Annotated in this window: 17 protein-coding genes; 10 read left to right on the plus strand and 7 right to left on the minus strand. The window is 71.3% G+C overall.

Translation table 11 applies throughout. The features are described from left to right. The first annotated feature begins 10 nt into the window (after window positions 1-10). On the plus strand, window positions 11-1,879 hold the full coding sequence (gene uvrC / locus DJ021_RS11090) for an excinuclease ABC subunit UvrC (RefSeq protein WP_111457605.1): 1,869 nt from the start codon (window positions 11-13) through the stop codon (window positions 1,877-1,879). Between the two features lie 169 nt (window positions 1,880-2,048). Here uvrC and DJ021_RS11095 read toward each other — a convergent pair whose 3' ends face one another. Next, window positions 2,049-3,593 (minus strand): tetratricopeptide repeat protein, encoded by a 1,545-nt coding sequence (locus DJ021_RS11095; RefSeq protein ID WP_111457606.1) that lies wholly within the window; start codon window positions 3,591-3,593, stop codon window positions 2,049-2,051. 145 nt (window positions 3,594-3,738) lie between these two features. Here DJ021_RS11095 and DJ021_RS11100 point away from each other — a divergent pair, with 145 nt between their 5' ends. The 5 genes from DJ021_RS11100 to DJ021_RS11120 all read left to right on the plus strand — a co-directional run bounded on the left by DJ021_RS11100 (window position 3,739) and on the right by DJ021_RS11120 (window position 9,154). Continuing rightward, the gene (locus tag DJ021_RS11100) at window positions 3,739-5,658 is read left to right on the plus strand and encodes a transglycosylase domain-containing protein (protein ID WP_243625967.1); all 1,920 of its coding nucleotides are present in this window, start codon (window positions 3,739-3,741) and stop codon (window positions 5,656-5,658) included. 69 nt (window positions 5,659-5,727) lie between these two features. Continuing rightward, window positions 5,728-6,351, plus strand: a complete 624-nt coding sequence (pgsA, locus tag DJ021_RS11105; RefSeq protein ID WP_111457607.1) for a CDP-diacylglycerol--glycerol-3-phosphate 3-phosphatidyltransferase — start codon at window positions 5,728-5,730, stop codon at window positions 6,349-6,351. A 172-nt stretch (window positions 6,352-6,523) separates the two neighbouring features. Then, complete coding sequence (locus DJ021_RS11110) at window positions 6,524-7,177, plus strand: phasin family protein (RefSeq protein ID WP_111457608.1); 654 nt, start codon at window positions 6,524-6,526, stop codon at window positions 7,175-7,177. A gap of 209 nt (window positions 7,178-7,386) precedes the next feature. Next, a complete protein-coding gene (locus DJ021_RS11115) occupies window positions 7,387-8,523 on the plus strand; it encodes an extracellular catalytic domain type 1 short-chain-length polyhydroxyalkanoate depolymerase (RefSeq protein WP_111457609.1) in 1,137 nt (378 codons plus the stop codon). A gap of 142 nt (window positions 8,524-8,665) precedes the next feature. Further along, window positions 8,666-9,154 (plus strand): c-type cytochrome, encoded by a 489-nt coding sequence (locus DJ021_RS11120; protein ID WP_165837188.1) that lies wholly within the window; start codon window positions 8,666-8,668, stop codon window positions 9,152-9,154. A gap of 114 nt (window positions 9,155-9,268) precedes the next feature. Here DJ021_RS11120 and DJ021_RS11125 read toward each other — a convergent pair whose 3' ends face one another. Then, a complete protein-coding gene (locus DJ021_RS11125; RefSeq protein ID WP_111457611.1) occupies window positions 9,269-9,703 on the minus strand; it encodes a YciI family protein in 435 nt (144 codons plus the stop codon). A 183-nt stretch (window positions 9,704-9,886) separates the two neighbouring features. Here DJ021_RS11125 and DJ021_RS11130 point away from each other — a divergent pair, with 183 nt between their 5' ends. Both DJ021_RS11130 and DJ021_RS11135 read left to right on the plus strand, forming a co-directional pair. Further along, on the plus strand, window positions 9,887-10,534 hold the full coding sequence (locus DJ021_RS11130) for a glutathione S-transferase family protein (protein WP_111457612.1): 648 nt from the start codon (window positions 9,887-9,889) through the stop codon (window positions 10,532-10,534). Window positions 10,535-10,612: 78 nt separating this feature from the next. Continuing rightward, a complete protein-coding gene (locus DJ021_RS11135) occupies window positions 10,613-11,245 on the plus strand; it encodes a YceI family protein (protein WP_111457613.1) in 633 nt (210 codons plus the stop codon). Between the two features lie 3 nt (window positions 11,246-11,248). On the opposite strand, the gene DJ021_RS11140 is transcribed toward DJ021_RS11135, so the two are convergent. Genes DJ021_RS11140 through DJ021_RS11155 form a run of 4 tightly spaced genes read right to left on the minus strand, consistent with a single transcriptional unit; the run spans window position 11,249 to window position 15,064 of the window. Continuing rightward, window positions 11,249-12,625, minus strand: coding sequence for an L-serine ammonia-lyase (locus DJ021_RS11140; protein WP_111457614.1), 1,377 nt, complete (start codon window positions 12,623-12,625; stop codon window positions 11,249-11,251). A gap of 35 nt (window positions 12,626-12,660) precedes the next feature. Continuing rightward, window positions 12,661-13,650, minus strand: coding sequence for a hypothetical protein (locus DJ021_RS11145; protein ID WP_111457615.1), 990 nt, complete (start codon window positions 13,648-13,650; stop codon window positions 12,661-12,663). Next, window positions 13,650-14,546, minus strand: a complete 897-nt coding sequence (locus DJ021_RS11150; RefSeq protein ID WP_111457616.1) for a pirin family protein — start codon at window positions 14,544-14,546, stop codon at window positions 13,650-13,652. The genes DJ021_RS11145 and DJ021_RS11150 overlap by 1 nt, the downstream gene beginning before the upstream one ends. 20 nt (window positions 14,547-14,566) lie before the next feature. Continuing rightward, window positions 14,567-15,064, minus strand: coding sequence for an Lrp/AsnC family transcriptional regulator (locus DJ021_RS11155; protein WP_111457617.1), 498 nt, complete (start codon window positions 15,062-15,064; stop codon window positions 14,567-14,569). 141 nt (window positions 15,065-15,205) lie between these two features. Here DJ021_RS11155 and DJ021_RS11160 point away from each other — a divergent pair, with 141 nt between their 5' ends. Both DJ021_RS11160 and DJ021_RS11165 read left to right on the plus strand, forming a co-directional pair. Further along, window positions 15,206-18,646: an indolepyruvate ferredoxin oxidoreductase family protein gene (locus DJ021_RS11160; RefSeq protein WP_111457618.1), complete on the plus strand. Its 3,441-nt coding sequence runs from the start codon at window positions 15,206-15,208 to the stop codon at window positions 18,644-18,646. 133 nt (window positions 18,647-18,779) lie between these two features. Continuing rightward, window positions 18,780-19,097 (plus strand): hypothetical protein, encoded by a 318-nt coding sequence (locus DJ021_RS11165; RefSeq protein WP_111457619.1) that lies wholly within the window; start codon window positions 18,780-18,782, stop codon window positions 19,095-19,097. Window positions 19,098-19,133: 36 nt separating this feature from the next. Here DJ021_RS11165 and DJ021_RS11170 read toward each other — a convergent pair whose 3' ends face one another. Further along, the gene (locus DJ021_RS11170; protein ID WP_207801818.1) at window positions 19,134-20,243 is read right to left on the minus strand and encodes an SDR family oxidoreductase; all 1,110 of its coding nucleotides are present in this window, start codon (window positions 20,241-20,243) and stop codon (window positions 19,134-19,136) included.

The following is a 20,243-nucleotide window of genomic DNA, read 5'->3' on the forward strand; positions in this document are numbered from 1 at the left end:
TATTCGGCCCATGCCAGACGATGTCGCCACAGTCTCGCCCCTGAAGGGCGCGGCCCTGATCAAGGACGAGGTCAAGCGCCTGCCTGACCGGCCCGGCGTCTATCGCATGGTCGGCGAGGACGGCGAGGTGCTCTACGTCGGCAAGGCGCGGAGCCTGAAGAAGCGCGTGCTGCAGTACGCGCAGGGGCGCTTCCACACCCAGCGCATCGCCCACATGGTCGACCTGACGCGCTCCATGGAGTTCGTCACCACCCGCACCGAGACCGACGCCCTGCTGCTCGAGATCAACCTGATCAAACAGCTGAAGCCGCGCTTCAACGTGCTGCTGCGCGACGACAAGAGCTTTCCCGAGATCGTCATCCGCCGCGAGCACCCGGCGCCGCAGCTGCGCAAGCACCGCGGCGCCCACACCATCCAGGGCGACTACTTTGGCCCCTTCGCCAGCGCCTGGGCGGTGAACCGCACGCTGAACACCCTGCAGAAGGCCTTCCTGCTCCGGTCCTGCTCGGACAGCGTCTACGAGAGCCGCACCCGGCCCTGCATGCTGCACCAGATCCGACGCTGCTCGGCGCCCTGCACCGGCCTCGTCAGCCTCGAGGACTACAACGGCCTGGTCGAGGAGGCTGAGGCCTTCCTGCGCGGCAAGAGCCGGGCGGTGATGGCGCGGATGTCCAGCGAGATGCAGGCCGCCTCCGACGAGATGGAGTTCGAGCGCGCCGCGCGCCTGCGCGACCGCATCCGGGCGCTGGCCTCCATCGCCCAGGAGCAGCAGATCAACCCGGAGACGGTGGACGAGGCCGACGTCGTCGCCCTGCATTCCGAAGGCGGCCAGGCCTGCGTGCAGGTGTTCTTCTTCCGCGCCGGCCAGAACTGGGGCAACCGCGCCTACTTCCCCCGCGTCGACAAGAGCGACGAGGACGCCGACGTCATGGGCGCCTTCCTCGGCCAGTTCTACGACGACAAGCCGATCCCCAAGCTGGTGCTGGTCAACGTCGAGCCGGCCGAGGGCGAACTGCTGGCCGAGGCGCTGGCGATCAAGGCCGGGCGCAAGGTGGAGATCAGCCGGCCGCAGCGCGGCGAGAAGCGCCAGCTGGTGGACCATGCGCTGACCAACGCCCGCGAGGCGCTGGGGCGCAAGATGGCGGAGAGCTCGGCCCAGTCGAAGCTGCTGGCCGGTGTGTGCGAGGCGTTCGGGCTGGACGGCCAGCCGGAGCGGATCGAGGTCTACGACAACAGCCACATCATGGGCACCAACGCGGTCGGCGGGATGATCGTCGCCGGCCCCGAGGGCTTCCAGAAGAGCCAGTATCGCAAGTTCAACATCCGCTCGACCGAGCTCACCCCCGGCGACGACTACGGGATGATGAAGGAGGTGCTGCGCCGCCGCTTCGCGCGGCTGGTGAAAGAGGAGGAGGCGGGCGAGGCCGCCCCTCGGCCCGACCTGGTGCTGATCGACGGCGGCGCGGGCCAGCTGGCGGCGACGATGGAGGTGATGGCCGACCTCGGCGTCGACGACATCGCCGTGGTGGGGGTCGCCAAGGGCCCCGACCGCGACGCCGGCCTGGAGCGCTTCTTCATGCCGGGCAAGACGCCGTTCATGCTCGAGCCCAAGAGCCCGGTGCTCTACTACCTCCAGCGCCTGCGCGACGAAGCCCACCGCTTCGCCATCGGCAGCCACCGCACGCGCCGCGCCATGGACATGAAGAAGAACCCCCTCGACGAGATCGACGGGGTCGGCCCCGGCCGCAAGCGCGCCCTGCTGCACGCCTTCGGCTCGGCGCGCGGGGTGTCCCGCGCCTCGGTGGACGACCTGGCCAAGGTCGAGGGCGTCAGCCAGCCCCTGGCCCAGCGGATCTTCGACTTCTTCCGGAAGAGCTGAGGGGGGCGCCGCTCCCCCAAAGCTGTCATCCCGGTTTTCGCGCCGGCGAAAGACCGGGACCAGTGCGCACCAGATAGCGCAGAGATTGCGAGGCATTTGCCTGCACCCTCCGTGTTCATGGTCCCGGACAGCCGCTGCGCGGCTTCCGGGATGACAGCGGTGAGGTTTCCTACGGCGTCACGCCGTAGCGCGCGTAGTTGGCGGCGATCTTCGGTTCGCGGGACGCGGCGGCGGCCAGGTCCGAGCGGCCATCGTCGGCGCGGCCGAGGCGCAGCTCCGCCAGCCCCCGGCCGAAGCGCGCGCTGGCCATCTCCGGGCGCAGGCGCAGCGCCGCCTCATAGTCGGCCATGGCCGGCGCGAACTCGCCGCGGCGCAGGCGCACCAGCCCGCGGCTGTCGTAGGCCTCCGGCGCGTCCGCCTTCAGCGCCACGGCGCGGTCGCAGTCGGCCAGCGCCTGGTCGAGGTCGGCGCCCGCGAGCGCGCGGGCCCAGCAGCGGTTGTTGAAGGCCTCGGACGAGGTCGGCGCCTGCCGCACCGCCACGTCGGCGTCGGCCAGGGCTTCGGCGTAGGCCCCCTGCGCCTCGTAGGCGATGGCGCGGCCGAGCCGGGCGGCGAGGTCCTGCGGATCGGCCGCCAGCACCTGCGTGAAGTCGGCCGCCGCTCCGGCGTGGTCCCCGAGCTGCAGGCGCACGCGGCCGCGGTTGCCGAGCGCCAGCCCATAGTCGGGCCGGATCGCCAGCGCCTGGTCGAAGTCGGCCAGCGCCGCGGTCAGGTCGCCGCGGCTCATCAGGGCGTCGCCGCGGTTGTTGAGCGCGCCGGCGTCGCGCGGGTCGCGGGCGATCGCCTCGCCATAGCCGGCGATGGCGGCGTTGGTCTGGCCCTGCGCGGCCAGGGCGTAGGCGTTGTTGAACTGCGCCCGCGCATCGCCGGGGGCGGCCCGCACCGCCTCGGCGTAGTCGGCGCGGGCGCGGGCCATGTCGCCCTTGGCGATCCACACCCAGGCGCGGCCCGAGCGCGCATCGGCGAGGTCGGGCCGCAGCCGGATCGCCGTGTCGTAGTCGGCCATCGCGCGGTCCAGGTCGCCGCGCCGCGCCAGCACGCCGGCCCGCTGGCTCAGCGTCGCGGCGTCGTCGGGCCGCATCGCCAGCGCCCGGTCGAGGTCGGCCAGCGCGCGGTCGAGGTCCCCCTGCCGCGCATAGGCGAGCGCGCGCTGGCCGAGCGCATGCGCCGAGGGCGGAGCCAGCCCCACCGCGCGGTCGTAGTCGGCCAGGGCGCCGCCGGCATCCCCCCGCGCCGCCCGCGCCGAGGCGCGCCCCAGCCAGCCGTCCGGATCGTCGGGCCGCAGGCGGATCGCCTGGCTGTAGTCGGCGTCCGCCTTCGCATAGTCGGCCTTGGCGTAGTAGGCCCCGCCGCGCGCGGCGAAGGCGTCGGCCAGCCGCGGGTCCAGCCGCGCGGCCGCGTCGTAATCGGCGATCGCCCGGTCGACCGCGCCCTGGCTCTGGTAGACGACGCCGCGGTTGAAGAAGGCCACGGCCAGGTGCGGCCGGATCTCGCGGTTGGCCTCGATGACGCCGGTGCAGCCGCTGATCTGCTGCAGCGGCCCGACCTCGCCGTCGCCGACACAGGCGTGCCAGGATTCCAGCAACTGCGCCCGGGCCGGCGCCGCCGCCAGCAGGGCCGCGCCCAGGACAACGCTCAGGACCGAACCACGCACGCGAGCCTCCTACGTCGGGCCGCCTCCCCCTGGGGGCACGATAGCCCCGCGGCCCGACCGGCAGAAGTGACCTGACACCGCATTTTCGACGCCTTCGGGACGTCGTAGTCTGCCCCGACTCGACCGCTGGAGGGTCGAACCACGGATGAACGACCTCAGCGACCCCGAGCTGAAGCCGGTCTGGGAGGAAGATCCTCGCGCCTACATGGCGCACCCGGGGACGCCTGAGCCGGACGACGAAGCCCCGCTGCGCCGGCGCGGACGGCTGGGCCGCATCTTCCTGCTGCTGATGGTCCTGCTGGCCGCCGCCATCGTGCTGGTGGCCTGGCTGAGCTGGAGCCTGCCGGTCTCCCGCGCCCTCGATCCCCTGCCGCATCCGGCCCTGGTGCTGGTCACCGCCGACGGCCATCCGCTGGCCCGGCGCGGCGCCTACAAGGAGGCGCCGGTCGCCGTCGAGGCGCTGCCGGCCTACGTGCCCGCCGCCTTCGTGGCCATCGAGGACCGCCGCTTCTACCACCACTTCGGCATCGACCCGATCGGCATCGGCCGGGCGATCGCCACCGACCTCAGGCTGCGCCGGATGCGCGAGGGCGGCAGCACCATCACCCAGCAGCTGGCCAAGACCGCCTTCCTGACCAACGACCGCACCTTCCGGCGCAAGATCCAGGAGGTGTTCATCGCCTTCTGGCTGGAGATCCGGCTGAGCAAGAACGAAATCCTCAGCCGCTATCTCTCCAGCGTCTATTTCGGGGACGGGGTGTTCGGCCTGCGCGCCGCCGCCCAGCACTATTTCGGCAAGCCGCCGGAGAAACTCACCCTCGGCGAGGCGGCGACCCTGGCCGGGCTGGTGAAGGCGCCGTCCGCGCTCAACCCGGTCGACCACCCGCAGGCCGCCGCGCGCCGCGCGCGGCTGGTGATCGGCGCCATGCTCGACACCAAGGCGATCACGCCGGAGGACGCCCGCCGCCTCCGCCGCATCCGCATCCAGCCGCAGGACCCGCTGCCGGTCGGCGGCTATTTCGCCGACTGGGCCGCCCCGCAAGTCAAGCAGGCGCTCGACGCCCAGTACGGCGAGGTGCGGGTCAAGACCACGCTGGACTCCCGCCTCCAGCGGCTGGCCGAGCGGGCGGTGCGCGGCGAGCTTTCGGGCTCCGGCCGCCGGCTGGGCGCAGGGCAGGCGGCGCTGGTGGCGCTGCGCCGCGACGGGGCCGTGGTGGCCATGGTCGGCGGGCGCGACTACCGCGAGAGCCAGTTCAACCGCGCGGTCCAGGCGCGCCGCCAGCCCGGCTCGGCGTTCAAGCTGTTCGTCTACCTGGCGGCGATCCGCGACGGCGCGCGGCCGGACTCCATGGTCTCCGACGCGCCGATCACGGTCGGCGGCTGGACGCCGAAGAACTTCGAGCGCAACTCCGGCGGCTCGCTGACCCTGCGCGACGCCTTCGCCCAGTCCAGCAACATCGCCGCCGTCCACCTCGCCCAGAATGTCGGCCGCGACCGGGTGGTGCAGGCCGCCCGCGACCTCGGCGTCACCAGCCCGCTGGTCAACGACGCCACCCTGCCGCTCGGCACCTCGGAGATGACCCTCCTGGAGCTGACCTCGGCCTATGCCGCGGTGGCCGCCGACCGGCTGCCGGTCAAGCCGTTCGCCCTCTACGACCCCGATGCGCCGCCGGCGCCGGGGGCGCAGATGCCGGCCGCCGATCGCCTGGCCCTGCTCGAGCTCCTGCAGGCCGCCGTCCAGGAGGGCACCGGCCGCGCGGCGCGGGTCGGCCAGCCGACCTTCGGCAAGACCGGCACCACCCAGGACCACCGCGACGCCCTCTTCGTGGGCTTCACCGGCGACATCATCGTCGGCGTCTGGGTCGGCAACGACGACCACTCGCCGATGCGGGGCGTCACCGGCGGCGGGCTGCCGGCCGAGATCTGGCGCGATTTCGTCTCCGGGGCGCTGAACGCCGGCCTGGTGGAACGGGTGCGTCCGCCGCCGCCGCCGCCGCCGGTCGAGGACCACGACGTGGTCGGCGGCTTCATCGAGCGGTTCTTCGGGCGGCTATTCGGCCACTGAGGCGATTGCCCGGGTCGAAAGGGCGTCTCGCGCGTTGACCCTGCCGCCAAGCTTGCCGAAGGTGCCCCGATGAAATCCCTGCCCAACATCCTGACGTCCATGCGCCTGGTCCTGGCGCTGTTCATGTTCGTGGCCCTGGCCGCGGCGGCGGGCGCGGTGCCTGGCCTGTCCAACCACCTGACGCCGGAGATGCAGTTCGCCCTGGAGCGCTGGGCGGTCTACGCCTTCGTCATCGCCGCGGTGACCGACTTCTTCGACGGCTGGCTGGCGCGCAAGATGGACGCGGTCAGCATCTGGGGCGCCATCCTCGACCCGATCGGCGACAAGGTGCTGGTCTGCGGCGCGGTGCTCGGCCTGATGTCGCTGGGTCCGCAGCCGCTGGTGCTGCTGCCGGCCGGCCTGATCCTGTTCCGCGAGTTCACCGTCAGCGCGCTGCGCGAAGTCGGCGCCGGCAAGGGCGTCAAGCTGCCGGTCACTCTGCTGGCCAAGTGGAAGACCACCCTGCAGCTCACCGCGCTCGCCCTGGAGCTGGTGGTCGCCGCCTGGGGCGCCTTCGGCCTGCCCGACGATCCGGCGATCAAGAACCCCGCCACTTACGGCGCCCACGGCCTGTTCTGGATCGCCACCATCGTCACCCTGATCACCGGCGCCCAGTACTGGGAGCAGACCCGCAAGGCCCTGCAAACGACCTAGGCCGAGGCGCGCTCGGCTTGGCCGCGGCCCGCGCGAATTTTCAGAGGACGCCGGAACTTCGGGACGGGGGTGACGATTGACCCGGTGTTGCTGCATCGCAGCATCAGCGTGTCGATGTGCGCTCAAGGGGGGCGAGACCTTGTTCAGCACGGCTTTCCCGAAGGAAACTCCCATGGCGAATTCTGAAAACCCCGGCACGGCCGGGACTCCGAAAAATGGCGGTCGCACCGGTCCCCCACCGACCGCGGCGGACCATCCCGCAGAGGCCGGCTCGCGTTCGTTCGACGCCCGCCAGGCCGCAGACAACGCTCGGGCGGCGGCGGCCGCCGTGGCCGACAAGGCGTCCGAGGCCAGCCGGGCTGCGGCCAAGGCCAACTCCGAGATCGTGCAAACGCACATGGAGACGGCCGAGGAGGCGATGCGCTCGAATATGGAGGCCTGGACGCGCACCTACGAGGGGCTGACGCAAAACTGGAAGCGGGCCCTCGGCGTCGCCAGCCCCAACCCGGACCTCGCCGAGCAGGCGGCGCAGAACGTCCGCGCGGTATCCCAGGCCAGCAGCGTGTTGGCCAAGGGGGCCCAGGACGCCTCGCGCGCCTGGTTCGAGCTCACCCAGAAAACGGTGCGCACGAACCTCGAGGCGCTCACCCAGGTCGCCGGCTGCCGGTCGGTGCAGGAGGTGGTGACGGTGCATAGCAACCTGCTGCGTGACAACCTTCAGCAGGCGATGGAGAGCGGCGAAGCCATCGCGCGGGCGTCCTCGGACGCCATCCGCGAGGCCACCGGGGCGATGCAATCGCAGGCGCAACCGCCAGCGCGCGGGTAAGGGCCCCCGACCCCGCAGCAGGCTGCGGGGTTTTCGCCCTGCGACAGGGCGGGCGAGAACCAGCCCCTTCGGGTGGCCAGGGTCTCGCCCGCCCAAGTCGCGAGAAGGGCGCCTCAGCTAGCTGACAAAAAGACAGAGTGCAGTGCAGCAAATGCTGCACTGCAGCATTATATGGTATCGGCCGCACTCGGCGGCTGCAGGGGATGCTTATGGCCGGACTTGGTGAAACGACGGCCGGCCTCGCCCGGCTCCGCAAGGCGATGAACCGCCAGTCGAACCGTGGCGACGACGCCGGGATGAGCGAGGTCCGCGGCTTCGGCTTCAACCCCGGCGGCCTGAGGATGCTGGCCTACGTGCCGGAGGGCCTCGCGCCCGACGCAGCGCTGGTGGTGGTCCTGCACGGCTGCACCCAGCGGGCCGGCGCTTACGCCCGCGCCGCGGGCTGGCTCGCCCTGGCCGGCCGCCTCGGCTTTGCGGTCCTCGCCCCCGAGCAGGACAGCGCCAACAACCCCAACCGCTGCTTCAACTGGTTCGAGCCGAGCGACATCGCCCGCGATTCCGGGGAAGCGGCCTCCATTCACGCGATGGTCCAGCACATGGTGCGGGCGCGCGGGCTCGATCCTGCCCGGGTGTTCGTCACCGGGCTCTCGGCCGGCGGCGCCATGACCTCGGTCCTGCTGGCGACCTATCCGGAGACCTTCGCCGCCGGGGCCGTGGTGGCGGGTCTGCCGTTCGGCGTCGCCGGCAATGTGCAGGAGGCCTTCGCCGCCATGCACGGCGGGGCCCGGCTGGGCGGCGACGAACTGGGCGCCCTGGTCGCCCGGGCCGCGCCTGCGCCCCCGAGCCGGCCGCGCCTGTCGATTTGGCACGGGCGGGCGGATGGGACGGTCGCCAGCGCCAACGCTCCGGCGCTGGCCCGCCAGTGGGCCGCCGTCCACGGATTGGCTGAGCAGCCCGACGAGGTCCGCGCCCGCGGCGGCTGGACCCGCTCGGTCTGGCGCGCTCCGGACGGCGAGGCGGTGATCGAGATGAACCTGCTGGCCGGCCTTGGCCACGGCACGCCGCTGGCCGCCGGCGGCGACGATCCGATCGGCGAGGTGGCGCCCTTCATGCTCGAGGCGGGCGTCTCGTCGTCGCTGGAGATCGCGCGCTTCTGGGGCCTCGCCCCGCCGGAAGCCGCCGCGCAGGCCGAGGCCTGGAGCGCGGCCAAAGCGGCGCCCGAGCAGCCGGGGGCCCAGGTCCGCGGCCTCGGCGAGAGCGTCATGGCCTCGGTCTCCCCGCACGTGTCGGAGGACGTCCAGAAGGTGATCGCCAAGGCGCTCGCCTCCGCCGGCCTGATGCGCTGAGGCCCACCCGCGTCGGCTGCCCAAGGAGACCGGCGGAACCTATTGTCGCGCCACGCGTGTAGCTCGATCGGCAGTAGCAGCGCTTCGCCTACGCCGCGGGAGCATAGATTCAATGCGTGGGTTCATCGCCGGCGTCGTCACCGTGATCGTCGTGGGGCTGATTTGCGCCTATGGACTTCTGCAGAGCGGCCTCATTCCCGCCAACGCCGACGCCAAGCCGGGCGGCCTGGAGCTATGGGCGGCCGGCACGTCCCTGAACGCGACCCTGCGAACCGCCGCGCCGAAGGGGCCAAACCCGGTGGCGCTGACCGACGCCAATCTGCTGGAGGGCGTGAAGCTCTATGGTCAGAACTGTGCGCTGTGTCATGGCACGGCCGCGGGCGAAGCATCGGCCTCGCCCATCGCCAAGGGCCTTTATCCTGCGCCTCCGCAGCTGGCGAGCGAAGGCGTCGAAGACGATCCCGAAGGCGCCTCCTACTGGCGGATCAAGCATGGCGTCCGCCTGACCGGGATGCCGTCTTGGGGAGGAACGCTCAGCGACCAGCAGATCTGGACTCTGGCCCTGTTCCTGAAGCACATGGACAAGCTTCCCCCCGGCCCGCAGGCCGCCTGGAAGCAGGTCAGGAATTAGCCCCGGCAGGCAGCGCGCAGGTCAAGGCCCTCGCCCGACCCCGGATAGCTGTCACCCCCATCGAGGCGGAGCCGCGTTCCAGAGAACCCGCGACCCCGCCGGCTGTGGATGGACTTACGCGGACGCCTTCGGGGCGTTCTTCGCCTGCTCGTCGCGCCAGCCCTGTTCCTGGGCGATCAGCTCGGGGGAGGCGACCTCGGCGAAGTCCTCGGGCTCGAACAGCGGACGCAGCTCCAGCTCCGCGCCGTCTTCCATCGGGGCGCGGCGCATCCAGTCCAGGGCCTCCTGCAGCGAGCTCACCTGGATCATCCAGTAGCCGCCGATGATCTCCTTGGTCTCCGCGAAGGGGCCGTCGGTGAGCAGCGCCTTGCCGCCGCTGAAGCTCAGCCGCGCGCCCTTGGAGCTCGGACGCAGGCCCGCGCCGTCGAGCATGAGGCCGGCGTCGATCAGCTCGTTGTTGAACTTGCCCATCGCCTCGATCATCTCGGGGCTCGGCAGCGCGCCGGCTTCCGAGTCCTTGCTCGCCTTCACGATCACCATCACGCGCATCGTCGTATCCTTCCCTGTTCCGAAGCCGGGCCTTGCTCGCCCCTTCGATGATGACGACGAACGGGCCCGGCGCCGAGCCGACATTTTCCGGCGAACTTTTTTGCGGCCGCGGCGCGCCCCTAGCCAAGCCGGCCAGGACGCTATAGACACTTAAGGCAACACTTAAGCGTTAGGGAGGCTCCGGTGGCCTTGAAGCTCTACCTGCATCCGCTCGCCTCGTACTGCCACAAGGTGCTGATCGCGCTTTACGAGAACGACACGCCGTTCGAGCCGCGCCTCGTCGACCATGGCGACCCCGAGAACCTGGCGGCGTTTCGCGCCGTCTGGCCGCCGGCCAAGATGCCCGTGCTGCGGGACGAGGCGCGCGACCGCACCCTGCCCGAGACCAGCGTCATCATCGAATACCTCGCCCAGCACTACCCCGGGCCGACGCGGTTCCTGCCGGCCGACCCGGACCTCGCCCTGGAGGTGCGGCTCTGGGACCGCATCTTCGACCTCTACCTCCACACGCCGATGCAGAACGTGGTCGCTGACCGGATCCGGCCGGCGGACGCCAAGGACCCGTACGGCGTCGCCGCCGCCCGCAATCAGCTGACGATGGCCTGCGAGATGATCGAGGGCCGGATGGCCGACCGCACCTGGGCGGTGGGCGAGACCTTCACCCTGGCCGACTGCGCCGCGGCGCCGGCGCTCTACTACGCCGACCGGATCGCCCCGCTGGGCGAGGCCTTTCCCGCGACCGCCGCCTATCTCCAGCGGCTGAAGGCGCGGCCGAGCTTCGCCCGGACGCTGGCCGAGGCGGAGCCCTACTTCCATATGTTTCCCGGCTAGCCGCCGCCGGGATTCGTGCTCAAGCTTTGTCGGCCATGGCCCCGATCGGGCGTCCTCTGGCGATACTGGAGGACCCCCATGCGCTTCGATCTGAAAACCCTCTGCGGCCTCGTCCTGGCCTTCGCGGCCATGACCGGCGCCGCCCAGGCCGCCTGTCCGACCGGCCTGCCGCCCGGGGTCTTCTGCGGCGAGAAGAACCTGGCCGCCGCCGCCTCCGGGACCTACGCCCTCGACCCGGACCACGCCGCGGTGATCGCCCGGGTCTCGCACATCGGCTATTCGATGAGCGTCTTCCGCTTCGACCGCGTGCAGGGCCAGCTGGTCTGGGACGCCGCCAACCCGGCGGCCTCGAAGCTGACGGCGGCCGTGCAGACCGCTTCCATCGCCACCAACGTCAAGGACTTCGCCAAGGAGCTGTCCGGCGACGCCTACCTGAAGTCCGCGGCCTTCCCGCAGGCGACCTTCGTCTCCTCCGCCTTCCATCCGACGGACGCCACGCACGGCAAGGTGGATGGCCTGCTGACGCTGCTGGGCAAGACCCGGCCGGCGACCTTCGACGTGACGCTGATCGGCTCCGGCAAGGTCATGGGCCAGGCGCGGATCGGCGTCCACGCCACCACCAGCATCACCCCGCAGGACTTCGGCATGTCGCCGTTCTTCCTCGATCCGATCGAGCTCGTCATCGACGCGGAGTTCGGCAAGGCGGCCTGAGGCTCAGCACTCCGCCAGGTTGACGGCGAGGCCGCCCAGCGAGGTCTCCTTGTAGATCGCGCTCATATCCTCGCCGGTGCGCTTCATGGTGGCGATCACCTTGTCGAGGCTGACGGTGTGCTGGCCGTCGCCGAGCATGGCCAGCCGGGCGGCGTCGATGGCCTTCACCGCGCCCATGGCGTTGCGCTCGATGCAGGGGATCTGCACCAGGCCGCCGATCGGGTCGCAGGTCAGCCCGAGGTTGTGCTCCATGCCGATCTCGGCGGCGTTCTCGATCTGGGCGTTGGAGGCGCCCAGCGCCGCCGCGAGGCCCGCCGCCGCCATCGAGCAGGCGACGCCCACCTCGCCCTGGCAGCCGACCTCGGCGCCGGAGATCGAGGCGTTCTTCTTGTAGAGCGCGCCGATGGCCGCGGCGGTGAGCAGGAAGTTGCGCCGGCCCTCCGCCGTGCCGTTGTGGAAGCGGTCGTAGTAGCGCAGCACGGCCGGCAAGAGGCCGGCCGCGCCGTTGGTCGGGGCGGTGACCACTCGGCCGCCGGCGGCGTTCTCCTCGTTCACCGCCAGCGCCCAGAGGTTCACCCAGTCCAGCGCCGCCAGCGGGTCGGCCAGCCGCTTGTCGGCGTCGGCCACCAGGTTGAGGTAGATCTGGTGCGCCCGGCGCTGGACCTTCAGCCCGCCGGGCAGGATGCCGTCCACCCGCATGCCGCGGTCGATGCAGGCGTACATGGCCGCGGCGATCTCATCGAGGCCGGCGCAGATCTCCGCCTCCGGGCGCCGCGCGCGCTCGTTGGCCAGCGCCAGGGCGGCGATGCTCAGGTCGGCCTTCGCCGCCTGCGCCAGCAGCTCCTCGCCGGAGTCGAACGGGTAGGGGACCGCCGGGCCGGGATCGGACGGAGCGTTCTGGCCCATCTCGTCCTCGTCGCGCACGAAGCCGCCGCCGATCGAGAAATAGCTCCGCTCGTCCAGCCGGTCGCCGGCCGCGTCATAGGCCGCGAACTTCAGTGCATTGGGATGCTGCGGCAGCCGGGTGCGGCCTTCCCAGATGAGGTCGCGGGCCTCGTCGAAGCCGATGTCGCGCTTGCCGCCGAGCTTCAGCCGGCCGGCCTCGCGGACGGTGGCCACCACCCGGTCGGCCGCGTCGGGATCCAGGCGGCGCGGCTCGAAGCCGGCCAGCCCCAGGATCACCGCCCGGTCGGTGGCGTGGCCGCGGCCGGTGAGCGCCAGCGAGGCGTAGAGCGTCACCTCCATCCGCTCGACGCGCTCCAACGCCCCGGCCGCCTCCAGCCGCCCCAGGAACCGGCCGGCGGCGGTCATCGGCCCCATGGTGTGCGAACTGGAGGGCCCGATCCCCAGCTTGAAGAGTTCGAAGACGCTGACGTTCATGCCGGTTCTATTAGCGCATCGCGTGCGCAAGCGCCTCAGGCGGTCTGCCGGCTGGCGACCAGCCTCGCCAGCTGCCGGTTGACCTCCCGTCCGGCCGCCATGACGCGGTTGAAGGAGACGGCGCAATCGGTCTTGCGATCGGCGCGGTAGGTCCGGCAGCAGGCCAGCGCCGCCTGCCGACCTTCCTCCGCGCTCGCCGCGACGGGGATCGGGCCGCCGCGCAGCGCATCCCTCAGGCCGTCGAAGGTCGTCGGCGCCAGGGCCGGCGCCGCCAGCGCCTGTTCGCTCGGCGCGAACCCGTTCGCCAGGGTCAGGCCCAGCATGTAGCGATCCAACGGTCCGAGGCTCGCCCGGCCGGTCGGGGTGATCTGGATCAGCGGCAGGTAGGGCGCGAGCTCCGGCAGCACGTGGTTCGGCAGGAAGCGGTAGTTCCAGTAGCGCTCAGCGATCCGGGCGAAGTGGACGTAGTCGGCGATCGGTCTGAAGTCGGCCTGGGCGAACGGCAGGATCTCCACCGGCGGCTTGGTCGGCACGACGGTGTCGTTGGCCACGTCCACGTAGAGCGTCCCGACGATCAGCGCGTTCTGGAAATACTGGCCCCGCAGGTCGCCCCAGGCGCGCCGCACCTCGCCCCCGGCGGCGACAAAGGCGCGCAAGGCGGCATGCGCCGTGGCGGCCGGGCCGCAAAGCCCGGCCGGGTCGAGGCTTTCCAGCCGCTGTTGAACCGCCATGCTGATCTGCAGGCACTGGCCGAGCGGATAGGGCTGCGACCCATCGGCCGGCGGCACCTGCCGCAGGACAGGATCGAGCTCGGCGCGGAGCTTGAGGAGCAGGATCTCCAGCGCCGGCAGCACCGGCGCCAGAAACCTGTCCGTGAGCTCCTGCTGCCTCGGCGCGTCACGCAGCTGCGGCGTTTCCGCCAGCATGATCTGGATGTACTCGGACATGGAGCGGGCCAGCGCGATCTGGCCGGCGGGCACGCCCAGGCGCGCCGCGATCTCCGCCCGCAGGGGCTCGTCGGTCATCAGCTCATCGGATTGGCGGGCGGCGGCGGGTCGTCGGGCAGGGGGATGAATTCCTGGTCGTCGGCGTCGGGCAGCTTCATGCGGCCGGCGCGCCAGTCGGCCTTGGCCTGTTCGATGCGCTCCTGCGAGGAGGCGACGAAGTTCCACTCGATGAACCGGGGACCGATCGGCTCGCCGCCCAGCAGCATGACGATGGCCTGGGTGACGGCGGTGAACAGCACCGGCTCGCCGGCCGCGAACACCAGCATCTGGCCGGCGTGGAACTGGCGGCCGTCGACCTCGACGATCCCCTGCGCCACATAGGCCGCGCGCTCGGTGTATTCCGCCGCCAACTGCGCCCGCGCGCCGGGCCTCAGCGCCCAGTGGACGTAGAACATCGGCGAATGGGTCTTCACCGGCGACTTGGCGCCGAACGCCTCGCCGATGATCAGCCGCGCCCAGAGCCCGTCGGGGGTCTCATAGGTCGGCAGCTCGGCCGGCTCGTGGTGGAAGAAGGCCGGCGCGGTCTCCTCGTCCTCGACCGGCAGGGCGACCCAGGTCTGGATGCCGTGCATCGCGCCGCCCTCGGCCCGCAGGTGCTCGAAGCGCTCAGAGTGGGTGATGCCGCTGCCGGCAGTCATCCAGTTCACCTCGCCCGGCCGGATCGGCTGGGTGACGCCGGTGCTGTCGCGGTGGGTGATCTCGCCGTCGAACAGGTAGGTGACGGTGGACAGCCCAATGTGCGGGTGCGGCCGCACGTCGACGTTGCGCGGAAAGCCCGCGGCGAACTCCGCCGGCCCGATGTGGTCGAAGAAGGCGAACGGCCCGACCATCCGGTGCGAAGGGTAGGGCAGCACCCGCCCGACCTCGAAGCCGCCGAGGTCCTTGCGCCGCTGGTCGATGACGAGGTCGATCATGTGAGACGTCCGTGTTGAGCCTAGCCTTGCGCGCTCACATAGGGACTGACGAGGCCCAGCGGCGCCGCGGTGGTGTGTTTTACCGAGCGAATGACGATCCGGCTCTCGATATTGGACACCAGGCCCAGTGACAGGATCCGCTCGCGCAGGAAGTCGTCGAAGGCGTGCATGTCGCGGGTGACGACCCGCAGCTCGTAATCGGCCGAGCCGGTGACGGTGGCGCACTGCACCACCTCGGCCAGCTTGGTGATCGCCGTCTCGAAGGCGTCGAGGTTCTCCTTGGTCGGCAGGCTGAGCTTGACCGTGCAATAGACCTCGAACCCCAGGCCCAGCTTGTCGCGGTCGAGGATGGTCACCCGGCGCTGGATGACGCCCGCGTCCTCCAGCCTCTTGATCCGCCGCCAGCAGGGGCTGGAGGACAATCCAACCCGTTCGGCGATCTCGGCGACCGATAATCCCGCGTCATGCTGGATGAGGTCGAGAATCTTAGCATCGACCGCGTCGAGGACCTCGGACAAGTTTTCCTCCTTCTCCCGCCGGTTATCGGCGTCGTTCGTGCCCCGGAACCCAAAGGGAGGGGCACGCTTTTGGCAAGCAATTGCCGCGATCTTATATGATCTTCTAAGGCGCGTGGGAGGCCAAGAAGGAAAGAAATTGCGATGCGGCACCAGGAAGTGACGCTCGACGACAAATTTCTGCTCACCGAAGGCCGGGTTTTCATCACCGGGGTCCAGGCGCTGCTCCGCGTCCTGATCGACCAGCACCGGCTGGACCAGGCCGCCGGGCTGAACACCGCCGGCTTCGTCTCGGGCTACCGCGGCTCGCCGCTCGGCGGGCTCGACCAGCAGGCCGGCCGCGCGGGCAAGCAGCTCAAGGCCGCCAACGTGGTGTTCAAGGAAGGCCTCAACGAGGACCTCGCCGCCACCGCCGTCTGGGGCAGCCAGCAGGCCAACCTGTTCCCCGGCGCCCGCTACGACGGCGTGTTCGGCATGTGGTACGGCAAGGCGCCCGGCGTCGACCGCACCGGCGACGCCTTCAAGCACGCCAACTTCGCCGGCGTCTGGCCGAAGGGCGGGGTGCTGGCGGTGGCCGGCGACGACCACAACTGCAAGTCCTCCACCCTGCCGTCGCAGTCGGAATACGCCTTCCAGGACTTCGAGATGCCGGTGCTGTCGCCGGCCGACGTGCAGGAGGTGCTGGACTACGGCCTCCTGGGCTACGCCATGTCGCGGTTCTCCGGCCTGTGGGTCGGGCTGATCGCGGTCGCCGACACCATGGACTCAGGCGTCACCATCGACGTCGGCCTCGACCGCCACCGGTTCGTGATCCCCGACCATTTCCGCATGCCGGCCGGCGGCCTCGGCATCCGCCTGAAGGACCAGCCGCTCGACAAGGAGCGCCGGCTGCGCACCCAGAAGCTGCCGGCCGCGCTGGCCTTCGCCCGCGCCAACCGCATCGACCGGGTGATGCTGGGCGCGTCGCGCCCGCGGCTCGGCATCGTCTGCCAGGGCCAGGCCTACAAGGACGTCGTCGAGGCCTTCGCGGCCATGGGCATCTCCAGCCGCGAGGCCGCCGACCTGGGCGTCGCCATCTACAAGGTCGGCATGCCCTGGCCGCTGGAGCCCACCGGCATCCGCGCCTTCGCCGCCGGGCTCGAGACCCTGATGGTCATCGAGCACAAGCGCCCGCTGATCGAGACCCAGGCCCGCGCCGCCCTCTACGACCTGCCGGCCCACGCCCGCCCCCGGATCATCGGCAAGACCGACGAGCACGGCTCGCCGCTGCTCTCCGACCTGGCCTCGCTGTCGGTGGCGGAGGTGGCGCTGGCCATCGCCGACCGCCTGCCGCCCGGCCCGCACATGGAGCGGGTGCACGACTACCTGGCCCGCGTCTCCGCCGCCTCGATGGCCGCGGTGACGCTCTCCAGCGACCAGCAGCGCAAGCCGTTCTTCTGCGCCGGCTGCCCGCACAACACCTCGACCCGCCTGCCGGAGGGCTCCCGCGCCCTGGCCGGCATCGGCTGCCACTACATGGCCAGCTTCAACGACCCCAACACCGACCTCACCAGCCACATGGGCGGCGAGGGGTTGTCGTGGATGGGCGCCTCGCCGTTCACCGAGGAGAAGCACGTCTTCGTCAACCTCGGCGACGGCACCTACAACCACTCCGGCTCGCTGGCGGTCCGCGCCTCGGTCGCGGCGAAGTCCAACATCACCTACAAGCTGTTGTTCAACGACGCCGTCGCCATGACCGGCGGCCAGGCGGCCGAGAGCGGCTTCACCGTTCCGCAGATCACCCGCCAGCTCGCCGCCGAGGGCGTGCAGAAGGTGGTCGTCGTCGCCGCCGAGCCGGAGCGCTACGAAAAGGTCGCCGACCTCGCCCCCCGCGTCGAGGTCAAGCCGCGCGCCGAGCTGATGGCCGTGCAGCGCCAGCTGCGCGAGATCCCCGGCGTCACCGTGCTGATCTACGACCAGGTCTGCGCCACCGAGAAGCGCCGCCGCCGCAAGCGCGGCAAGCTGGCCGCCGCGCCCAAGCGGGTGATGATCAACCCGCTGGTCTGCGAAGGCTGCGGCGACTGCTCGAAGACCTCCAACTGCGTCTCCGTCGAGCCGCTGAACACCGAGTTCGGCCGCAAGCGGAAGATCAACCAGTCGAGCTGCAACCAGGACTATTCCTGCCTCGACGGCTTCTGCCCCTCGTTCATCACCCTGGAAGGCGCGGAGAACCCGCACAAGGAGGCGATGCCGGCGCTGACCGCCGACTCCACCCCGTTGCCGGTGTTCGAGACCTTCACCGGCGTCAGGAACATTGTCTTCACCGGGGTCGGCGGCACCGGCGTGACCACGGTGGCCTCGATCCTGGCCATGGCCGCCCACGTCGACGGCCGCGCCGCCTCGGTGGTCGACATGACCGGCCTGGCGCAGAAGGGCGGGGCGGTGTTCAGCCACGTCCGCATCGGCGAGCTGGAGGACAGCGTGGTCGGCGGCCGGGTGCCGGCGGCCAGCGCCCACGTGCTGATCGCCTGCGACCTCTTGGTGGCGGCCGGCGCCGACGCCCTGTCGCTGTACGCCAAGGACCGCACGGTGGCGCTCGGCAACGCCGACTTCGCCCCGACCGCCGACTTCGTCACCGACCGCGACGTGCGCTTCGACGCCGACGCCCAGGCCCGCCGCATCGCCGCGGCGGTGAAGTCCTACGACGCCATGCCGGCCCAGCACCTGGCGGTGCACAACCTCGGCGACGCCATCTACGCCAACATGATCATGCTGGGCTTCGCCTGGCAGAAAGGCGTGGTGCCGGTCTCCAGCCGCGCCCTCTACCGCGCCATCCGGCTGAACGGGGTGGACGCCGACGCCAACCTCCAGGCCTTCGAGCTGGGCCGCAAGGCCGCCCACGACCCCTCAAGCCGCGGCCAGCGTGAGGACGACGTGCCGACCCCGGAGACCATGCCGCTGGACGAGCTGATCGCGCGGCGCGCCGCCGAGCTCACCGCCTACCAGAACCAGGCCTACGCCCGCCGCTACCTGGCCCGGGTGGAGCAGGTCGCCGCCGCCGAGGCGCCGCTGGGCTCCGACGCCCTGACCCGCGCCGTGGCCGTCAACCTCTACAAGCTGATGGCCTACAAGGACGAGTACGAGGTCGCGCGCCTCTACACCGACGGCCGCTTCGCCGCCTACCGTGACGAGACCTTCAAGGGCGGCAAGGCCACGGTCTGGCTCGCCCCGCCGCTGATCGCCCGCAAGGGCCCCGACGGGCGGCCGAAGAAGATGGCGTTCGGCGGCTGGACGCTCGACGCCGCCTTCCCGCTGATGGCCAGGATGAAGGGCCTGCGCGGCTCGCCGCTGGACATCTTCGGCTACACCGAGGAGCGGAAGATGGAGCGCGGCCTGATCCGCGACTACGAGGAGGCGCTGGCCATCCTCGTCGCCGGCCTGACGCCCGAGCGTCTGCCGACCGCGGTGAAGATCGCCGCCATCCCGCAGCAGATCCGCGGCTACGGCCACATCAAGGACGCCTCCGTCGGCCCGGCCAAGGCCGAGGAGAAGCGGCTGTGGAAGGCCTGGGAGAAGGCCGGCGAGCGGGAGCGGGTGGAGGCCTAGGGGGAAGCGGCGGCTTCCAAAGCGGGACGTTCGCAGCGGCGCCTTCGCCGCGCCCGCCAAGGGAACCTGGTCCCCTCGGCCGATTGTTGTTCGTCGGGGGCGAGGCAGGGGAGCGAGGCAAGGAAGGTCTGCCATGAAGGCAACACCCATCTGCATCGCCACGGCGGCCAGCGTCCTGGTCGCCGCGTGCGGCGCGACGGTGACTGAACGCGCCGCGTCGGGCGGCCTGGCGGGCGCCGCGCTGGGCGCCGCCGTCGGCCACTCGGCCCTCACCGGCGCCCTGGTCGGCGGCGCGGCGGGCGCAGCGGTCGGGGCGGCCACGGCGCCCAAGCGCAACGACAACCTCAATCGCCGCCAATACTACGACGACCGCGCCGGCCGGTACTATTACTATGACCCGGGCAGCGGTCGCTATTACTGGGAGAACGGCGCCCCGCGCGAACGCCCCTAGCCGCGCCTGCGACGACGACGCCGTCGGCTTCAACGGTCAGACCGTGGGAACCGTGCCTCCGTCGATGACATATTCCGCCCCGTGCAGGGCGCCGGCGCGGTCGCTGGCGAGGAAGGCGATCAGGTCGGCCACCTCTTCGGGGCGGTTCGGGCGGCCAATCGGGATTCCCCCAAGCGATCGCATCAGCCCTTCGCGCGCAGCGCCGGTTTCGACCCCCTGCGCCTGCGCCAGCCGCTCGATCATGCGGGTCGCGGCGTCGGTCTCGGTGAAGCCGGGCGAAACGCGGACCACGCGGACGCCCTGGGGGCCGACCTCGTTCGACAGGGCCTTGCTGTAGTTGCTGAGCGCCGCCTTGGCGGCCGCATAGGCGAGGGTGGACTCGTAGAGCGGCAGAACGCGCTGAATGGACGAGACGTGGACGATGACGCCATAGCCCTGGTCGATCATCGCCGGCAGCAGCGCCCGGTCCAGGCGGACGGCTGACAGGAGGTTCGCGTTCAGCGCGTCGGTCCAGTGGTCGTCCGTCAGGGCGGCGTAGCCGCCGCCCGGCGCCGAAGAGCCGCCGACGTTGTGGATCAGCACGTCGAGGCCGCCGAGCCGACGCATCACCGCCTCGGCGACGCGGGCGGCGCCCTCCGGCGTACCGAGATCGGCCGCGACGAACAGGTCTTGCTCTTCCAGGTCGGGCGGCGCCGCGCGGGCCGTGGTGAAGACGCTCGCACCCGCTCTGCGCAGGCGGCTCACCACCGCGGCGCCGATCCCCTGGGTGCCGCCGGTGACCAGCACCCGGCGGCCGCAGAACTCCGCCTCCGGCGCGCGCAACGTGACCTCCAGATCGGCGATCTCGTCGCCGGCCAGGGCGAAACGATAGCGCAGGTCCGCGGGCGCGCCGGGGAAGTCGCCGGTGAGGTGGGCGGTCACGACGCCGCCGTGCGGTCCAGGCTCCAGGCTCCGCGGCTCGGCGTAGAAGCGATACCGCCGCCGCGCCTCATCCGCCCACGTGCGGACGGCGTCGCGTCCATGGTGGTCACGCCCCTCGTCCCGGACGTGGGCGTCGGCTGCGAAAGCCGCCGCCACGGCAGCGGCGTCGCCGCCGTTGGCGGCCTGGAAGTATCTGGCGATCGGGAGGGGAAGCTTCACGGTCAT

Origin of the sequence: Phenylobacterium hankyongense, from assembly GCF_003254505.1 — a bacterium.
Classification (GTDB): domain Bacteria; phylum Pseudomonadota; class Alphaproteobacteria; order Caulobacterales; family Caulobacteraceae; genus Phenylobacterium; species Phenylobacterium hankyongense.

Bases quoted from the DNA above. Each gene is read 5' to 3' on its own strand.
- uvrC (WP_111457605.1), top strand. From the start codon at position 11: ATGCCAGACGATGTCGCCACAGTCTCGCCCCTGAAGGGCGCGGCCCTG.
- DJ021_RS11100 (WP_243625967.1), top strand. From the start codon at position 3,739: ATGAACGACCTCAGCGACCCCGAGCTGAAGCCGGTCTGGGAGGAAGAT.
- pgsA (WP_111457607.1), top strand. From the start codon at position 5,728: ATGAAATCCCTGCCCAACATCCTGACGTCCATGCGCCTGGTCCTGGCG.
- DJ021_RS11110 (WP_111457608.1), top strand. From the start codon at position 6,524: ATGGCGAATTCTGAAAACCCCGGCACGGCCGGGACTCCGAAAAATGGC.
- DJ021_RS11115 (WP_111457609.1), top strand. From the start codon at position 7,387: ATGGCCGGACTTGGTGAAACGACGGCCGGCCTCGCCCGGCTCCGCAAG.
- DJ021_RS11125 (WP_111457611.1), bottom strand. From the start codon at position 9,703: ATGCGCGTGATGGTGATCGTGAAGGCGAGCAAGGACTCGGAAGCCGGC.
- DJ021_RS11135 (WP_111457613.1), top strand. From the start codon at position 10,613: ATGCGCTTCGATCTGAAAACCCTCTGCGGCCTCGTCCTGGCCTTCGCG.
- DJ021_RS11140 (WP_111457614.1), bottom strand. From the start codon at position 12,625: ATGAACGTCAGCGTCTTCGAACTCTTCAAGCTGGGGATCGGGCCCTCC.
- DJ021_RS11145 (WP_111457615.1), bottom strand. From the start codon at position 13,650: ATGACCGACGAGCCCCTGCGGGCGGAGATCGCGGCGCGCCTGGGCGTG.
- DJ021_RS11150 (WP_111457616.1), bottom strand. From the start codon at position 14,546: ATGATCGACCTCGTCATCGACCAGCGGCGCAAGGACCTCGGCGGCTTC.
- DJ021_RS11160 (WP_111457618.1), top strand. From the start codon at position 15,206: ATGCGGCACCAGGAAGTGACGCTCGACGACAAATTTCTGCTCACCGAA.
- DJ021_RS11165 (WP_111457619.1), top strand. From the start codon at position 18,780: ATGAAGGCAACACCCATCTGCATCGCCACGGCGGCCAGCGTCCTGGTC.
- DJ021_RS11170 (WP_207801818.1), bottom strand. From the start codon at position 20,243: ATGACCGTGAAGCTTCCCCTCCCGATCGCCAGATACTTCCAGGCCGCC.